Annotated in this window: 14 protein-coding genes; 9 read left to right on the top strand and 5 right to left on the bottom strand. The window is 72.5% G+C overall.

All coding sequences use genetic code 11. The features are described from left to right. The first annotated feature begins 528 nt into the window (after nucleotides 1-528). The 5 genes from B0675_RS03210 to B0675_RS03190 all read left to right on the top strand — a co-directional run bounded on the left by B0675_RS03210 (nucleotide 529) and on the right by B0675_RS03190 (nucleotide 5,008). Complete coding sequence (locus B0675_RS03210) at nucleotides 529-1,644, top strand: PfkB family carbohydrate kinase (RefSeq protein WP_081217207.1); 1,116 nt, start codon at nucleotides 529-531, stop codon at nucleotides 1,642-1,644. Between the two features lie 132 nt (nucleotides 1,645-1,776). After that, nucleotides 1,777-2,844, top strand: coding sequence for a PhoH family protein (locus B0675_RS03205; protein WP_081217206.1), 1,068 nt, complete (start codon nucleotides 1,777-1,779; stop codon nucleotides 2,842-2,844). A gap of 12 nt (nucleotides 2,845-2,856) precedes the next feature. Then, entirely contained in the window at nucleotides 2,857-3,354 is a 498-nt protein-coding gene (gene ybeY / locus B0675_RS03200) for an rRNA maturation RNase YbeY (RefSeq protein WP_081217205.1), read from the top strand. Next, entirely contained in the window at nucleotides 3,351-4,652 is a 1,302-nt protein-coding gene (locus B0675_RS03195) for a hemolysin family protein (RefSeq protein ID WP_081217204.1), read from the top strand. The genes ybeY and B0675_RS03195 overlap by 4 nt, the downstream gene beginning before the upstream one ends. Next, the gene (locus tag B0675_RS03190; protein ID WP_081217203.1) at nucleotides 4,649-5,008 is read left to right on the top strand and encodes an MmcQ/YjbR family DNA-binding protein; all 360 of its coding nucleotides are present in this window, start codon (nucleotides 4,649-4,651) and stop codon (nucleotides 5,006-5,008) included. The genes B0675_RS03195 and B0675_RS03190 overlap by 4 nt, the downstream gene beginning before the upstream one ends. A 34-nt stretch (nucleotides 5,009-5,042) precedes the next feature. Here the strand turns inward: B0675_RS03190 and B0675_RS03185 are convergent, their stop codons facing one another. Beyond that, complete coding sequence (locus B0675_RS03185) at nucleotides 5,043-6,524, bottom strand: MFS transporter (protein ID WP_081217202.1); 1,482 nt, start codon at nucleotides 6,522-6,524, stop codon at nucleotides 5,043-5,045. A 171-nt stretch (nucleotides 6,525-6,695) separates the two neighbouring features. Between B0675_RS03185 and B0675_RS03180 the strand changes: the two genes are divergently transcribed. Together B0675_RS03180 and B0675_RS03175 are read left to right on the top strand one after the other, a co-directional pair. After that, complete coding sequence (locus tag B0675_RS03180; protein ID WP_081221561.1) at nucleotides 6,696-7,517, top strand: helix-turn-helix transcriptional regulator; 822 nt, start codon at nucleotides 6,696-6,698, stop codon at nucleotides 7,515-7,517. A 107-nt stretch (nucleotides 7,518-7,624) separates the two neighbouring features. Beyond that, nucleotides 7,625-7,978: a cytidine deaminase gene (locus B0675_RS03175; protein ID WP_081217201.1), complete on the top strand. Its 354-nt coding sequence runs from the start codon at nucleotides 7,625-7,627 to the stop codon at nucleotides 7,976-7,978. Between the two features lie 51 nt (nucleotides 7,979-8,029). On the opposite strand, the gene era is transcribed toward B0675_RS03175, so the two are convergent. Next, nucleotides 8,030-9,022, bottom strand: a complete 993-nt coding sequence (gene era, locus B0675_RS03170) for a GTPase Era (protein ID WP_107482551.1) — start codon at nucleotides 9,020-9,022, stop codon at nucleotides 8,030-8,032. Nucleotides 9,023-9,149: 127 nt separating this feature from the next. Between era and B0675_RS03165 the strand changes: the two genes are divergently transcribed. After that, nucleotides 9,150-9,488: a P-II family nitrogen regulator gene (locus B0675_RS03165; protein ID WP_081217199.1), complete on the top strand. Its 339-nt coding sequence runs from the start codon at nucleotides 9,150-9,152 to the stop codon at nucleotides 9,486-9,488. Between the two features lie 31 nt (nucleotides 9,489-9,519). Here B0675_RS03165 and B0675_RS03160 read toward each other — a convergent pair whose 3' ends face one another. After that, nucleotides 9,520-10,362 carry a helix-turn-helix transcriptional regulator gene (locus tag B0675_RS03160; RefSeq protein ID WP_081217198.1) on the bottom strand — a complete coding sequence of 281 codons (843 nt, stop codon included), beginning with the start codon at nucleotides 10,360-10,362 and terminating at the stop codon, nucleotides 9,520-9,522. A 119-nt stretch (nucleotides 10,363-10,481) separates the two neighbouring features. Here B0675_RS03160 and B0675_RS03155 point away from each other — a divergent pair, with 119 nt between their 5' ends. Then, entirely contained in the window at nucleotides 10,482-11,339 is an 858-nt protein-coding gene (locus B0675_RS03155; protein ID WP_081217197.1) for an NAD(P)-dependent oxidoreductase, read from the top strand. Nucleotides 11,340-11,385: 46 nt separating this feature from the next. Here B0675_RS03155 and B0675_RS03150 read toward each other — a convergent pair whose 3' ends face one another. Together B0675_RS03150 and B0675_RS03145 are read right to left on the bottom strand one after the other, a co-directional pair. Then, nucleotides 11,386-12,648, bottom strand: a complete 1,263-nt coding sequence (locus B0675_RS03150) for an MFS transporter (protein ID WP_081217196.1) — start codon at nucleotides 12,646-12,648, stop codon at nucleotides 11,386-11,388. After that, complete coding sequence (locus tag B0675_RS03145; protein WP_081217195.1) at nucleotides 12,645-13,961, bottom strand: GH1 family beta-glucosidase; 1,317 nt, start codon at nucleotides 13,959-13,961, stop codon at nucleotides 12,645-12,647. The genes B0675_RS03150 and B0675_RS03145 overlap by 4 nt, the downstream gene beginning before the upstream one ends. Between the last annotated feature and the right edge of the window lie 47 nt (nucleotides 13,962-14,008).

Genomic DNA, 14,008 nt, shown 5'->3' with positions numbered 1-14,008 from the left:
GAAAGGAGCGGCTCAAGAAGGGGGATTGGGCGGCTGTCGACGGACAGGAACGCGCGGGGCAATTTGTATCAAGGCGGTGGCACCTCGAAAAAGGCGGGAGGGTGTGATCTAGAGCACCTTCTGTTTGGGGAGTCGTGCCGAGGGTATGGGGGCCGCCGTTTCCCGGGGTGGTCGACGACACGGCGGCCCTCCCCGCGCGCGGGGAGACGGTGTTCCCGCAGGTGGGGGACCGAGGCCCACGGCACGGCCGGACAGCGTCACCGGACCCGTGGAGGCCCGCCGCCCGCACCGGAGGGCCCACCGGACTGCCCCGCCGCAGCACGGGCAGGAGCCCACGAGGGCTCCGCGCCCGAGACGGTCCCGCGCCGGACGGCTCTCGCGTGCGACACCCGCCGGACCCGCGGCGGCGAGGCCGGCCGCCAGGACGGCGGCCCGCACCGACCACGGCGACGCCCCGGCGTGACCCACGGCCCGGACGGCGGGTGTGGTGCACACTGGCCAGATCCGTACCACCCCAGGGAGCACACCGTGATCGCGTCCAACGGCGAAGGACCGTTCGGCCAGGCCCATGTGGACCCGCTCGCCGGGCTGCGCACGCCGCAGGACCCGCCCTGGGACGTCTACCTCACCGGCACCGTCTTCCTGGACATCATCTTCACCGGCCTCGACTCCGCCCCCGTGCGCGGCACCGAGTCCTGGGCGCGCGGCATGGGTTCGAGCCCCGGCGGGGTCGCGAACATGGCCACCGCCCTCGCCCGCCTCGGCCTGCGCACCTCCCTGGCCGCGGCCTTCGGGGACGACCACTACGGCGAGTACTGCTGGGACGCCCTGGAACAGGGCGAGGGCATCGACCTGTCCGCCTCCCGGACGGTCCCCGGCTGGCACTCCCCGGTCACCGTGTCCATGGCCTACGAGGGCGAACGGACCATGGTCAGCCACGGCCACGAGCCGCCTCCCGTGGAAGCGGCAGCCGCCCCCGACTGCCCGCCCCGCGCGCGGGCCGCCGTCGCCTCCCTCACCCCCGGCGTCCGCGACCCCTGGATCGCCCAGGCCGCGAGCCGCGGCACCCGGATCTTCGCCGACGTCGGCTGGGACGACACCGGCCGCTGGGACCTCGCCGGCCTCGCCGACCTCGCCCACTGCGAGGCGTTCCTGCCGAACGCCGAGGAGGCCATGCGCTACACCGGCGCCGACTGCCCCCGCGCCGCGGCCCACGCGCTCGCCGAACACGTGCCGCTCGCGGTCGTCACCCTCGGCTCCGAGGGCGCCTACGCCGTCGACGGCCGCACCGGCGACAGCGCGGCGGTCCCCGCCATCGCCGTCGAGGCACTCGACCCCACCGGCGCCGGAGACGTCTTCGTCGCCGGGTTCGTCATGGGCACCCTCGCCGACTGGCCCCTCGCCGACCGCCTCGCCTTCGCCGGCCTCACCGCCGCGCTCTCCGTCCAGGACTTCGGCGGATCACTCTCCGCGCCCGGCTGGTCGGAGATCGCCGCCTGGTGGCGCCGCGTCCAGTCCGTCGACGACCAGGACCCGACGGCGCTGCGCCGGTACGCCTTCCTGGAAGGGCTGCTGCCCGCGGTCACCCGCCCCTGGCCGCTGCGCCGCGCGGTACCGACGATCGGCTTCGGCCGCTCGGTGTGAGGTCACGACCGCGTGACGTGAGGAAAAGCCCTACGGCTCTGTCAGCGCCGCGACGTACGCTGGGAGACGCAACGCTGCCCGTGTGGCAAGCGTGCCGACCGAGGAGGATACGCAGGCCTACAGAGCCGGCCCATGACTCAGACACCCACAGCTCACGGCCCCGCCCAGGGGCAGGCGCGCGCGCACTTCACCGTCCCGGCCAAGCACCCCATGGTGACCGTTCTGGGGTCCGGGGACTCGCTGCTGCGCGTCATCGAGACGGCCTTCCCGGCGGCCGACATCCATGTCCGGGGCAACGAGATCAGTGCGGTCGGCGACGCCGGTGAAGTCGCTCTCGTCCAGCGCCTGTTCGACGAGATGATGCTGGTGCTCCGCACCGGGCAGCCCATGACGGAGGACGCAGTGGAACGCTCGATCGCCATGCTGAGGGCGAGCGAGAACGGGGAGGGCGACGGCCAGGAGACGCCGGCCGAAGTGCTCACGCAGAACATCCTGTCCTCGCGAGGCCGCACCATCCGCCCCAAGACGCTCAACCAGAAGCGCTACGTCGACGCCATCGACAAGCACACCATCGTGTTCGGCATCGGCCCCGCCGGCACGGGCAAGACCTACCTCGCCATGGCCAAGGCCGTCCAGGCCCTGCAGTCCAAGCAGGTCAACCGCATCATCCTGACCCGCCCCGCGGTCGAGGCCGGCGAGCGCCTCGGCTTCCTCCCGGGCACGCTCTACGAGAAGATCGACCCCTACCTGCGCCCGCTGTACGACGCGCTGCACGACATGCTCGACCCCGACTCCATCCCGAAGCTCATGGCCTCGGGCACGATCGAGGTGGCACCGCTGGCGTACATGCGCGGCCGGACGCTCAATGACGCCTTCATCATCCTGGACGAGGCCCAGAACACGAGCCCCGAGCAGATGAAGATGTTCCTCACCCGGCTCGGCTTCGAGTCGAAGATCGTGATCACCGGTGACGTGACGCAGGTCGACCTGCCGAGCGGCACCAAGTCGGGTCTGCGGCAGGTCCAGGACATCCTGGAAGGCCTCGACGACGTGCACTTCTCACGGCTCACGTCCCAGGATGTCGTCCGGCACAAGCTGGTCGGCCGTATCGTCGACGCGTACGAGAAGTACGACAGCGAGAACGGCACCGAGAACGGCACGCACAAGGGCCGCGGCAACGCCGGACACAAGGGGAAGTAGACCAGCACGACCATGTCGATCGACGTCAACAACGAATCCGGAACCGAGGTCGACGAGCAGGCGATCCTCGACATCGCCCGCTACGCGCTCGCGCGGATGCGCATCCACCCGCTCTCCGAGCTCTCGGTGATCGTCGTGGACACCGACGCCATGGAGCAGCTCCACATCCAGTGGATGGACCTGCCCGGCCCGACGGACGTCATGTCCTTCCCGATGGACGAGCTGCGTCCGCCGTCGAAGGACGACGACGAGCCGCCGCAGGGCCTGCTCGGCGACATCGTGCTCTGCCCCGAGGTCGCCGAGCGGCAGGGCAAGGACGCCGAGACGCAGCACTCCATGGACGAGGAGCTCCAGCTCCTCACCGTCCACGGAGTGCTGCACCTCCTCGGCTACGACCACGAGGAGCCCGACGAGAAGGCCGAGATGTTCGGTCTGCAGGCCGCCATCGTGGACGGCTGGCGCGCGGAGAAGGGCATGACGGGTCCCTCACCGGCCCCGACCGTGTCATGAGCCCACAGCTTGTCATCGGTGCCATCGCCCTCGTCGTCGTCGCCTGGCTCGCCGCCTGCGCGGAGGCGGGGCTCGCCCGCGTCTCCAGCTTCCGCGCCGAGGAGGCCGTCCGCGGCGGCCGGCGCGGCAGCGCGAAACTCGCCCAGATCGCCGCGGACCCGACGCGCTACCTGAACGTCGCGCTCCTCGTCCGCGTCGCCTGCGAGATGGCGGCCGCCGCGCTCGTCGTCTACGCCTGCCTCCAGGAGTTCGACAGGACCTGGCAGGCCCTCGCCGTCGCGATCGCCGTCATGGTCCTCGTGTCGTACGTCGCGGTGGGCGTCTCACCGCGCACCATCGGCCGTCAGCACCCGCTGAACACCGCGACGGCCGCCGCGTACGTCCTGCTGCCGCTGGCCCGCGTCATGGGGCCGATCCCCCCGCTGCTGATCCTCATCGGCAACGCGCTCACCCCCGGCAAGGGCTTCCGGCGCGGCCCGTTCGCCTCCGAGGCGGAACTGCGGGCACTCGTCGACCTCGCCGAGAAGGAGTCCCTCATCGAGGACGAGGAGCGCCGCATGGTGCACTCCGTCTTCGAACTGGGCGACACCCTCGTGCGCGAGGTCATGGTGCCGCGCACCGACCTCGTCGTCATCGAGCGCTACAAGACGATCCGGCAGGCCCTCACCCTGGCCCTGCGCTCCGGCTTCTCGCGCATCCCGGTCACCGGGGAGAGCGAGGACGACATCGTCGGGATCGTCTACCTGAAGGACCTCGCCCGCAAGACGCACATCAGCCGGGACGCCGAGTCCGAGCTGGTGGCCACCGCCATGCGCCCCGCCACCTTCGTGCCCGACACGAAGAACGCGGGCGACCTGCTGCGCGAGATGCAGCAGGAACGCAACCACGTCGCCGTCGTCATCGACGAGTACGGCGGCACCGCCGGCATCGTCACCATCGAGGACATCCTCGAGGAGATCGTCGGCGAGATCACCGACGAGTACGACCGCGAACTGCCCCCCGTCCAGGACCTCGGGGACGACCGCTACCGCGTCACCGCCCGCCTCGACATCGGCGACCTCGGCGAGCTGTACGGCTTCGAGGCGTACGACGACGAGGACGTGGAGACCGTCGGCGGTCTCCTCGCCAAGGCTCTCGGCCGGGTGCCCATCGCCGGCGCCTCCTCGGTCGTCGCCCTCCCCGACGGACGCGAACTGCGGCTCACCGCGGAGACCTCGGCCGGCCGCCGGAACAAGATCGTCACGGTGCTCGTCGAGCCCGTCGGCCCGGACCCCGCACCGGAGGAGAAACCGGAGTGACCCCGCGGCAACTGCGCGCGTTCTGCCTGTCCTTCAACGCCTCGGTCGAGGACTTCCCCTTCACCCCGGAGACCTCCGTCTTCAAGGTGCTCGGCAAGCTCTTCGCCCTGACGAACCTGGACGCGCGCCCGCTCACGGTCAACCTCAAGTGCGACCCGCAGGACGCCCTGCGCCTGCGCGAGCAGCACCCCGGACTGATCATCCCGGGCTACCACATGAACAAACGGCACTGGAACACGGTGACGGTCGACGGCGAGCTCCCGGACCGCCTGGTCCGGGAGCTCGTCGAGGATTCGTACGACCTCGTCGTCGCCGGCCTGCCCCGTGCCGAGCGGCTCCGGCTCGACCGGCTCTGACGACCGCCTGCCCGGGGCCGCGCTCCGCGGGAGGTCAGCAGGCCCGTCCCGCGCCGCGCCGCCCGAGGCCCACCGCGACCAGCACCGCCGCCGCGAGGACGATCGCCGCGTCCAGCAGGAGAACCGTGTGGACACCGGTCAGCAGGTCGTCGGACGTCGTGGCGAGGACACCGAGCAGCGGGATGCCGATCGTGATGCCCACCTGCTGGGTGGACGTCACCAGGCCGGTCGCCAGCCCCTGCTCCTCGTCCGGAACCCCCGAGGTGACGGTCAGCCCGTACGAGATGATCGCGCCCAGGTGACACATGCTCGCCAGTGACACCGCGGCCGTGGCGATCCACACGGACCGGCCGTCCGTGCCGAGCAGCAGCAGCGCCGCCACGAACAGGCCCTGCCCGGCCAGCGATCCGACCAGCGTGCGGCGGGCGCCGACCCGGCCGATGACCTTCGGCGCGTACATTCCGGCGACGGCCGACAGCACACCCTGCGCGCCGAACACCAGGCCCGTCTCGAACGCCGACAGACCGAGTGTCTCCTGCAGGTACAGGGTCAGCACGAACACGACCGTCGACATCATCGAGAACGTCACCAGACCGCCCAGGTTGCCCCACGCCACCGTGCGGCGGCGCAGCATCGGCAGGCTGACCAGCGGATCGGCGGCACGGGACTCGATCCGCACGAAGGCGCCCAGCAGCAGCACACCGGCGACGAGCGCGCCGATCACGTCGGCGCCGCCGAAGCCGTTCTCCGCGGCCGTCGACAGGGCGTAGATCAGGGCCAGCAGTCCGCCCGTGACGGCGACCGCGCCCGGCACGTCCAGGCGAGGACGCTCAGGGGTCCGGGACTCGGGCAGCAGACCCGGCGCCAGCGGCAGCACGACCAGCGCGAACAGCGACAGCAGCCCCATCGTCGAACGCCAGCCGAGGACGTCGGTCAGGACCCCGCCCGCCACCATCCCCACGGTGAAGCCGAGCGACAGCACCGTGCCCGAGACACCGAGCGCCCGGTCACGCGCCGGACCCTCCGGGAACGTCGTGGTCAGCAGCGACATGCCGGTCGGCACGATCGCCGCGGCGCCGAGCCCCTGGAGTGCCCGCCCGGCCAGGAACGACGCCGGGTCCCAGGCGAAGGTCGCGAGCAGCGAGGCCGCCCCGAAGAGGGCGAGGCCCGCGAGGAAGAGCCGGCGGCGTCCGAACAGGTCGCCCATGCGGCCGAAGAGGAGCAGGAAGCCGCCGGACGGCAGGGCGAACGCGGTGACCGCCCACTGGAGCGCGGCCCGGCTCATGCCGAGGTCGCCGCCGAGCACGGGCAGCGCCACGTTCAGGACGGAGAAGTCCAGCGCGACCATGAACTGCGCGGCGCACAGCACGAACAGGACGAGCCTGTCGCGCCGTGACAGCCGTTCCGCCCGGGGTGGCCGGTGCACCCGGTCCGGGTGCACCGGGGTGCCGCGGCCGGCCGGAAGGGAGTCGGTGGTGGTGTCGCCGGGGGTCTGTGTCGTCGTCTCGATGGGCATGGCAAGAGCATCCGGCGGCCGGAACACCCGTGGGGAGCCGCAACTTATGCTGGTGGTCGCACCACCAGCCACCGAGGCGGACCGGCCGGTGCACCGAAGGGGGAGGCAGACGTGACGGAGGACGTCCTCGGGACCGGGACCCAACGGCGCAGGGAACTGCGCGAGTTCCTGATGAGCCGCAGGGCGCGGATCTCACCCGCCGAGGCCGGGCTCCCGGACGGCGGCGCCCGCCGCCGCACACCGGGACTGCGCCGTGAGGAGGTCGCCGTCCTCGCGGGCGTGGGCGCCTCCTGGTACCAGTGGCTGGAGCAGGGGCGGGACATCTCCGTGTCGCCGCAGGTCCTCGACGCGGTCGCCCGGGTGCTGCGGCTCAGCAACACCGAGCGCCGCCACCTGTACACGCTGGCCGGGCTGAACCCGCCCGCGCCCGAAGTCGCCCCCGCGGACCGGGACATGTGCGACGGGCTGCGCCGGCTGATCGACACGTGGATGCCGTACCCGGCGCACATCATGGACCCGTACTACAACTGCGTGATGTACAACGACGCCGCCTCGGTGGTCCTCGGCATGCGGCCGGAGAACACCCAGAACTGCATCGTCGACTTCTTCACCGACCCGCTCTACCGCGGCCGTTCACGGACCTGGGAGCGGAACGCGCGGACCGTCGTCGCCCAGTTCCGCGCCTCCTGCGCCGCCGCGCCGGACGACGAGGGCTTCCACGAGGTGCTGGCCCGGCTGACCGAGGCGAGCGAGGAGTTCGCGCGGCTGTGGGAGGAGCGGGACATCGAGGACGCCGGCCAGATCCGCAAGGAGCTCGACCATCCGCTGGTCGGGCTGCTCGCCGTCGAGTCGACCGCGATGAAGGTTCCGGTCCGTCCCGACCTCACGATCGTGCTGCACACCCCGCTGCCGGAGGCGAACACGGCGGCGAAGCTGGAGTGGCTGGCGTCGCCGGAGGGCCGGCGGGGGTCGATGTACCCGGTGGCCGGCTGACCGGTGGCCGGCGGTGATCCGCGGTGGCCGGCAGTGGTAGGCGGTGATCCGCCGCGTCCGCCGACCCGTCGGCGGGGGCCCGCTCCGGCACTTCGTATGCTCTGGTCATGACCGACAGCAACGCGCTCGACCCCGAGGACCGCAAGATCGTCACCCTGGCCCGCTCCGCGCGGGCCCGCAACGGCGTGCCCGAGGGGGCGGCCGTACGGGACGAGACCGGGCGGACGTACGTCGCCGGGACCGTGGACCTGCCCTCGCTGCGGCTGAGCGCCCTGCAGACGGCCGTCGCGATGGCCGTGGCGTCCGGGGCGACGTCGCTGGAGGCGGCGGCCGTGGTCTCCGAGGCGGACGCCCTCACCGACACGGACCGCGCGGCCGTGTCCGACCTCGGCGGCCCCGGCACGCCGGTGCTGCTTGCGGGGCTCGACGGCGCCGTCCGCCTGACGGTCACCGCCGGCTGAACCCGGGCCCGCGCCGGACCCGGGGGCCGCGGCGGGGACGTCGGCGACCGCTCAGAAGCCGAGCTTGCGGAGCTGGCGCGGGTCCCGCTGCCAGTCCTTGGCGACCTTCACGTGCAGGTCGAGGAAGACCGGAGTGCCGAGGAGCGCCTCGATCTGCTTGCGGGACTTGATGCCGACGTCCTTCAGCCGCTTGCCCTTCGGGCCGATGACGATGCCCTTCTGGCTGGGCCGCTCGATGTACACGAAGGCGTGGATGTCCAGGAGCGGCCGGTCGGCGGGCCGGTCCTCGCGCGGCAGCATCTCCTCGACCACGACGGCGATGGAGTGCGGGAGTTCGTCGCGCACGCCCTCCAGGGCGGCCTCGCGGATCAGCTCCGCGATCATGACCTGCTCAGGCTCGTCCGTCAGGTCGCCCTCGGGGTAGAGCGCGGGCCCCTCCGGCAGCAGCGGGACGATCAGGTCGGCCAGCAGACCCACCTGCTGGTCGGCGACCGCCGACACCGGCACGATCTCCGCCCATTCGAATCCCAGCTCGCGCCCGAGCTGGTCGATCGCGATGAGCTGCTCGGCGAGCGTCTTGCTGTCGACGAGGTCGGTCTTCGTGACGATCGCGATCTTCGGCGTCTTCTTGATCGACGCGAGTTCCTTCGCGATGAAACGGTCACCCGGGCCGAGCTTCTCGTTCGCCGGCAGGCAGAAGCCGATCACGTCGACCTCGGCCCAGGTCGTGCGGACGATGTCGTTGAGCCGCTCGCCCAGCAGGGTGCGGGGTTTGTGCAGGCCAGGGGTGTCGACGAGGATCAGCTGCGCGTCGGGCCGGTGCACGATGCCGCGCACTGTGTGCCGGGTGGTCTGCGGCTGGTCCGCGGTGATCGCCACCTTCTGGCCGACCAGAGCGTTCGTGAGGGTGGACTTGCCCGCGTTGGGGCGGCCCACGAAGCAGGCGAAGCCGGCGCGGTGGGGTCCCTCGGCCTCGGGGGCGCGCGAGGTGCCCTCGCCCTCGGACGGCTCGGATGACTGGTTGCGAACGCTCATGGCGCCCATTGTCCCTGATCGTCGGGGGCCCGCCGTACCAAGTTGTTCGAGTCGCCGGAACCGGGTCCCCGGGCCGCCGGGTGAACACCGGCGGGGATCTTACGGAGCGGGGCGGCAGCGCCTACGATCACCGGCCATGAAGCTCATCACCGCGATCGTCAAGCCCTACCGGCTCGACGAGGTCAAGACCGCACTCCAGGAGATCGGCGTGCACGGCCTGACCGTCACCGAGGCCAGCGGATACGGGCGCCAGCACGGCCACACCGAGGTGTACCGCGGCGCCGAGTACCGGGTCGACCTCGTCCCCAAGGTGCGGATCGAGGTCGTCGTCGAGGACGCGGAGGCCGACGCGGTCGTGGACACCGTGGTCAAGGCCGCGCGGACCGGGAAGATCGGCGACGGCAAGGTGTGGACCGTACCGGTGGAGACGGTGGTGCGGGTCCGCACGGACGAGCGCGGCCCCGACGCGCTCTGACTCCCACCGCTGGTGACCGCTGCCGCTCGGGTCACCTCGTCCCGGCGGCCGGGGTCATGTTCTGCAGGCCCACCACGCGCAGCAGTTGCAGACGCTCGTGGGACGCGGTGCCGGGGCGGGCCGTGTGGACGAGGAGGAGCTGGTTGTCCTCGGAGCTGAGCAGGAACTCGCAGTCGAGTTCCAGCATGCCGACGATCGGATGCAGGAACCGCTTCGTCGCCGCGCGCCGCACCGCGACCTCGTGCGTCTCCCACAGCTCGGCGAACTCCGTGCTCGCGGCGAGGAGTTCGGCCACCAGCGCGGCGGGCACCGGATCGTCGGGGCGGGCCGCGGTGACCGCGCGCAGGTTGGCGACGTGCGAGCGGGCGTGCTCGGCGCGGTCCTCGGCCGGGAACAGGGCCTCGGACTGCGGGGCGGTGAAGAACCGCCGGACGACGTTGCGCCCGGGCTCCACCTCCCCCGACAGGGCGGCCGAGAGGGCGTTCTGCGCGAGGACGTCGCCGTAGTCGGTCATGACCAGGGCGGGCGCGTCGTGCAGCCGGTCGAGGATCAGCAGCAGCCCGGGACGCACGTGCGTCGACGCGCCGGCCGCCCGCGGCGGTTCCTCGCCCACCAGGTGGAAGAGATGGTCGCGCTCGTCCCCGGAGAGCCGCAGCGCCCGCGCCAGCGCGCCGAGCATCTGGCGGGAGGGGCGCGGACCACGGGACTGTTCGAGACGGGTGTAGTAGTCCACCGACATGCCCGCCAGGGCCGCCACCTCCTCGCGGCGCAGCCCCGGGGTGCGGCGCCGCGATCCGGCCGTGAGCCCCACGTCGGCGGGGTCCAGACGGGCACGGCCGCGGCGCAGGAAGTCGGCGAGTTCGGCTCGGTTCACCCCTCCAGCGTGACCCGGACCGCCGGACTTATCCAGGCACCGCCACTCCCTGGATCAGGAGGTCTCTCCCGCCCGGGCCCGCACCGGGGGACGGTGGAGGCCGACGAGAGGAGCACGACATGCTGACACTGGTGACCGGAACGACGGGCGAGGTCGGACGCCGCTTCGTCCCCCGCCTCCTGGGACAGGCCCCCGCGGGCGACCGGGTCCGGGTCCTGGTCCGCGACGAGGCCCGCGCGACGGCACTCGCCGACCTCGGCGCCGAGATCGCCGTCGGTGACCTGCGTGACGCCGACACCCTCGGCAAGGCCCTCGCCGGAGTCGACGCGGTGGTGAACATCGCGGCCGCCTTCCGGGGCGTACCGGACGAGGAGGCGTGGGCGGTGAACCGCGACGCCGCCCTGGAGCTGGGCCACGCCGCCGAGACCTCAGGCGTGGCACGGTTCGTGCAGGTCAGCACGAACCTGGTGTACGGGACGGGCCGTGGCCGACCGCTCACCGAGGACGACGCGAGCATGCCCGGCGGAGCGATGTGGGGCGCCTACCCGGCGTCCAAGGCGGAGGCGGAGCGCGGCCTGCTCGCCCTGGAGGGCGGTATGGACGTGCGGATCGGGCGGCTCGCGTTCGTCTACGGGGAGGGCGACCCGCACCTCGCCGCCGTGATGCGCTGGGCCGGGAACTGGGCCGCCGGACAGCGCCTGCAGATGGTCCACCACGCGGACGTCGCCCAGGGCCTGCGCCGCATCCTGTACGCCCCCGGGGCGGCGGGACGGATCTACAACATCGCCGACGACGCCCCCGTCACGACCGTCGACCTGCACCGGATCAACGGCGTCGAGGTGCCGCCCGCGCTGTACGAGCTCACCGACTCCGACCCGTGGCACGGGATCGTCTCCACCGACCGCATCCGCCACGAGCTGGGCTTCCGGCCGATCCACCCCACCGTGTGGAGCGCCCGCGACGCCGGCGCCCTGTGACCGGACCGCACCGGCGTTCCCGCCGGGCCCCTCCCCGGGTCCCCCCTCAGTCCACCCCCTTGATCCGCCCGACCAGCACCGCTCCCGCGAGACCGATCACCGCCGCGACCGCGTACAGCACCCGGTAGCCGCCCAGATACGTCACGACCGGCGCCGCCAGGGCGGGGGCGGCGACCTGGGGGAGGGCGTTGGCGATGTTGATGACGCCGAGGTCCTTGCCGCGGTCGAGCGCCGTCGGCAGGACGTCCGTCATCAGGGCGAAGTCGACGGAGGTGAACACGCCGAAGCCGACACCGAGGACGGCCGCCGCGACGATCGCGCCGGGCCAGGTCTGCCACCCGGCCAGCGCCGCGGTGGCCACCGCCATCAGGACGCCGGACCAGACCACGAACGGTTTGCGGCGGCCCACCCGGTCCGACCACACCCCGCCGACCACGACGGTGGCGAGCAGCGTGACGCCGTTCACCGCGGTGAGGATCAGGACGCCCTGCTCGGGATCGTCGTGGTGCAGCCGGTCGCGCAGGTAGTAGAGGAGATACAGCAGCACGAGGGCGTTGCTGAGGTTGATGAGGAAGCGGGTCAGCCACGCCCACGCCAGGTCGGGGTGGCGGCGCGGGCTCAGCCGGAAGGAACCGAGGAAGGCCCGCGCGGACCAGACGGGCCGGTCCGCAGCGGGCAGCCGCAGGTCCTCGTACCGCAGCACGTACGGCAGGACCCCCACCAGCGTGAATACCGCACAGGCCGCGTAGCCGCCGCCGGTGCCTCCCGCCGCCGTCGCCAGCGCGGTGCCGCCGACCACGCCGAGGATCTGCGCGGCGCCCAGCCAGCCGCCCACCGACCCCCGCTGGAACCTGGGCACCCGGTCGGGGACGGCGGCCGTGACCGCGGCGAACGCGGCGTTCAGCGTGAGCTGGACCAGGCACCAGCCCGCCGCCGCCGTCCACGGACCGTCGGCCCGCCCGAGGAGCAGCAGGGACAGCGCGCCGCCGGCCGCTCCGGCCACGATCCACGGCGTGCGGCGGCCCCGCCGTGAGGTCGTCCGGTCGGAGAGCGCGCCGAACAGCGGGTTGGCGATCAGCGAGACGACCGCGCCGGCCCCCGTGATCCAGGCCAGCAGCGTCTCCTTGGACATGCCGGTGCCGGGCGCGAAGTCCTCCGCCTGCGCGGCGAGGAGGATCTGCAGAGGCCCGTACCAGCCCACCCAGATCGCCCCGTTGGCGAGGGAGAGCGCCGACGTCCAGCCCCGGCCCACCCGGTCGACGGGCTCGGCGAGCGCCCCGGCGGGCACGGCCGGTCCGGTCGCGGTCATCTCTGCGCCCGCAGCACGTCCCGCAGCCACCGGTAGGAGGCCTTGGGCGTTCGCTCCAGGGTGTCGAAGTCGACGTGGACGAGACCGAAGCGGCGCGCGTACCCCTCCGCCCACTCGAAGTTGTCCAGAAGCGACCAGACGAAGTAGCCGCGGACGTCGACGCCCTGCTCCGACGCCCGGTGCAGCGCGCGGACATGACCGTCCAGGAAGGTGATCCGTTCCTGGTCGTCGATGCCGTCGTAGGAGCAGCCGTTCTCGGTGATGACGACGGGCGGGAGCCGCTGTCCGTAGCGCTCGTGGAAGCCCGTGAGCAGTTCCGTGAGCGCCTCGGGCACCACCGGCCAGCCGAAGTCGGTCACCGGGTACCCCTCCAGCTCGTGCACGGTGAAGGGCAGGTCGGCGGGCAGCCGGAGTCCGCCGAACTCGATCTCGGTTCCCTCGGGGGCGCCCACCCGGGTCGGCTGGTAGTAGTTGATCCCGTACCAGTCGAGGGGCTCCCCGATGATCTTCAGGTCGGCCTCGACGTCACCGGGCATCAGCGTCTCGACGCCCTCGGGATAGCGGCCGAGCAGGACCGGGTCGGCGAACAGGCGGTTGAGCAGCAGGTCGTAGAAGTCGGCCGCCGCCACGTCCTCCTCGCGGGAGGAGGCGGCCCAGGTCGGGCCGTGCGAGTTGGCGATGCCGATGTCTCCCGCGCCGGCCGCGCGCAGCGCCCGGACGGCGAGACCGTGCGCGAGGAGCTGGTGGTGGGCCACCGGCAGCGCGTCGAACAGGAGCTGCTCGCCGGGGGCGTGCGCGCCGAGCGCGTGGCCCAGCAGGGTGTGTTCGGCGGGTTCGTTGAGGGTGATCCACTTCGTGACGCGGTCACCGAGGCGTCCGGCGACCGTTCCCGCGTACGCGGCGAACCGCTCGGCGGTGTCCCGGTCCCGCCAGTCGAGCTCCACCGGCAGGTCCCAGTGGAACAGGGTGGGGACGGGCCGGACACCCGCCGCGCTCAGGGAGTCGACGAGACGGTCGTAGAAGTCGAGGCCGCCGGGGGAGTTCACCCGGGGCCAGGACACCGAGAAGCGGTACGCGTCCACGCCCAGACCCGCGAGGAGCTCCACGTCCTCGGGGTAGCGGTGGTAGTGGTCGCAGGCCACCGCGGCCGTGGAGCCGTCCTTGACCCGGCCGGGTTCGGCGGTGAAGGCGTCCCACACGGACGGGGCGCGCTCACCGACGGCCCCCTCGATCTGGTGGGCCGAGGTGGACACGCCCCAGAGGAAGCCGGGCGGGAACTGCGGGAGGGGGTTCGTCGCCATGCGCGCGATCATCCGTACCCCGGGTAACGGAAGTCAACGGTGCGGCGAGGAACGGAAGT

Origin of the sequence: Streptomyces sp. M41(2017), from assembly GCF_002078175.1 — a bacterium.
Classification (GTDB): Bacteria; Actinomycetota; Actinomycetes; order Streptomycetales; family Streptomycetaceae; genus Streptomyces.
This window is presented reverse-complemented; position numbering and strand designations above follow the sequence as displayed.

What these genes read in the sequence shown, in the direction of transcription:
- B0675_RS03145 (WP_081217195.1), bottom strand. Translation starts at nt 13,961, where the DNA reads ATGATCGCGCGCATGGCGACGAACCCCCTCCCGCAGTTCCCGCCCGGC.
- B0675_RS03180 (WP_081221561.1), top strand. Translation starts at nt 6,696, where the DNA reads ATGAGCCGCAGGGCGCGGATCTCACCCGCCGAGGCCGGGCTCCCGGAC.
- B0675_RS03155 (WP_081217197.1), top strand. Translation starts at nt 10,482, where the DNA reads ATGCTGACACTGGTGACCGGAACGACGGGCGAGGTCGGACGCCGCTTC.
- B0675_RS03165 (WP_081217199.1), top strand. Translation starts at nt 9,150, where the DNA reads ATGAAGCTCATCACCGCGATCGTCAAGCCCTACCGGCTCGACGAGGTC.
- ybeY (WP_081217205.1), top strand. Translation starts at nt 2,857, where the DNA reads ATGTCGATCGACGTCAACAACGAATCCGGAACCGAGGTCGACGAGCAG.
- B0675_RS03150 (WP_081217196.1), bottom strand. Translation starts at nt 12,648, where the DNA reads ATGACCGCGACCGGACCGGCCGTGCCCGCCGGGGCGCTCGCCGAGCCC.
- era (WP_107482551.1), bottom strand. Translation starts at nt 9,022, where the DNA reads ATGGGCGCCATGAGCGTTCGCAACCAGTCATCCGAGCCGTCCGAGGGC.
- B0675_RS03205 (WP_081217206.1), top strand. Translation starts at nt 1,777, where the DNA reads ATGACTCAGACACCCACAGCTCACGGCCCCGCCCAGGGGCAGGCGCGC.
- B0675_RS03195 (WP_081217204.1), top strand. Translation starts at nt 3,351, where the DNA reads ATGAGCCCACAGCTTGTCATCGGTGCCATCGCCCTCGTCGTCGTCGCC.
- B0675_RS03175 (WP_081217201.1), top strand. Translation starts at nt 7,625, where the DNA reads ATGACCGACAGCAACGCGCTCGACCCCGAGGACCGCAAGATCGTCACC.
- B0675_RS03185 (WP_081217202.1), bottom strand. Translation starts at nt 6,524, where the DNA reads ATGCCCATCGAGACGACGACACAGACCCCCGGCGACACCACCACCGAC.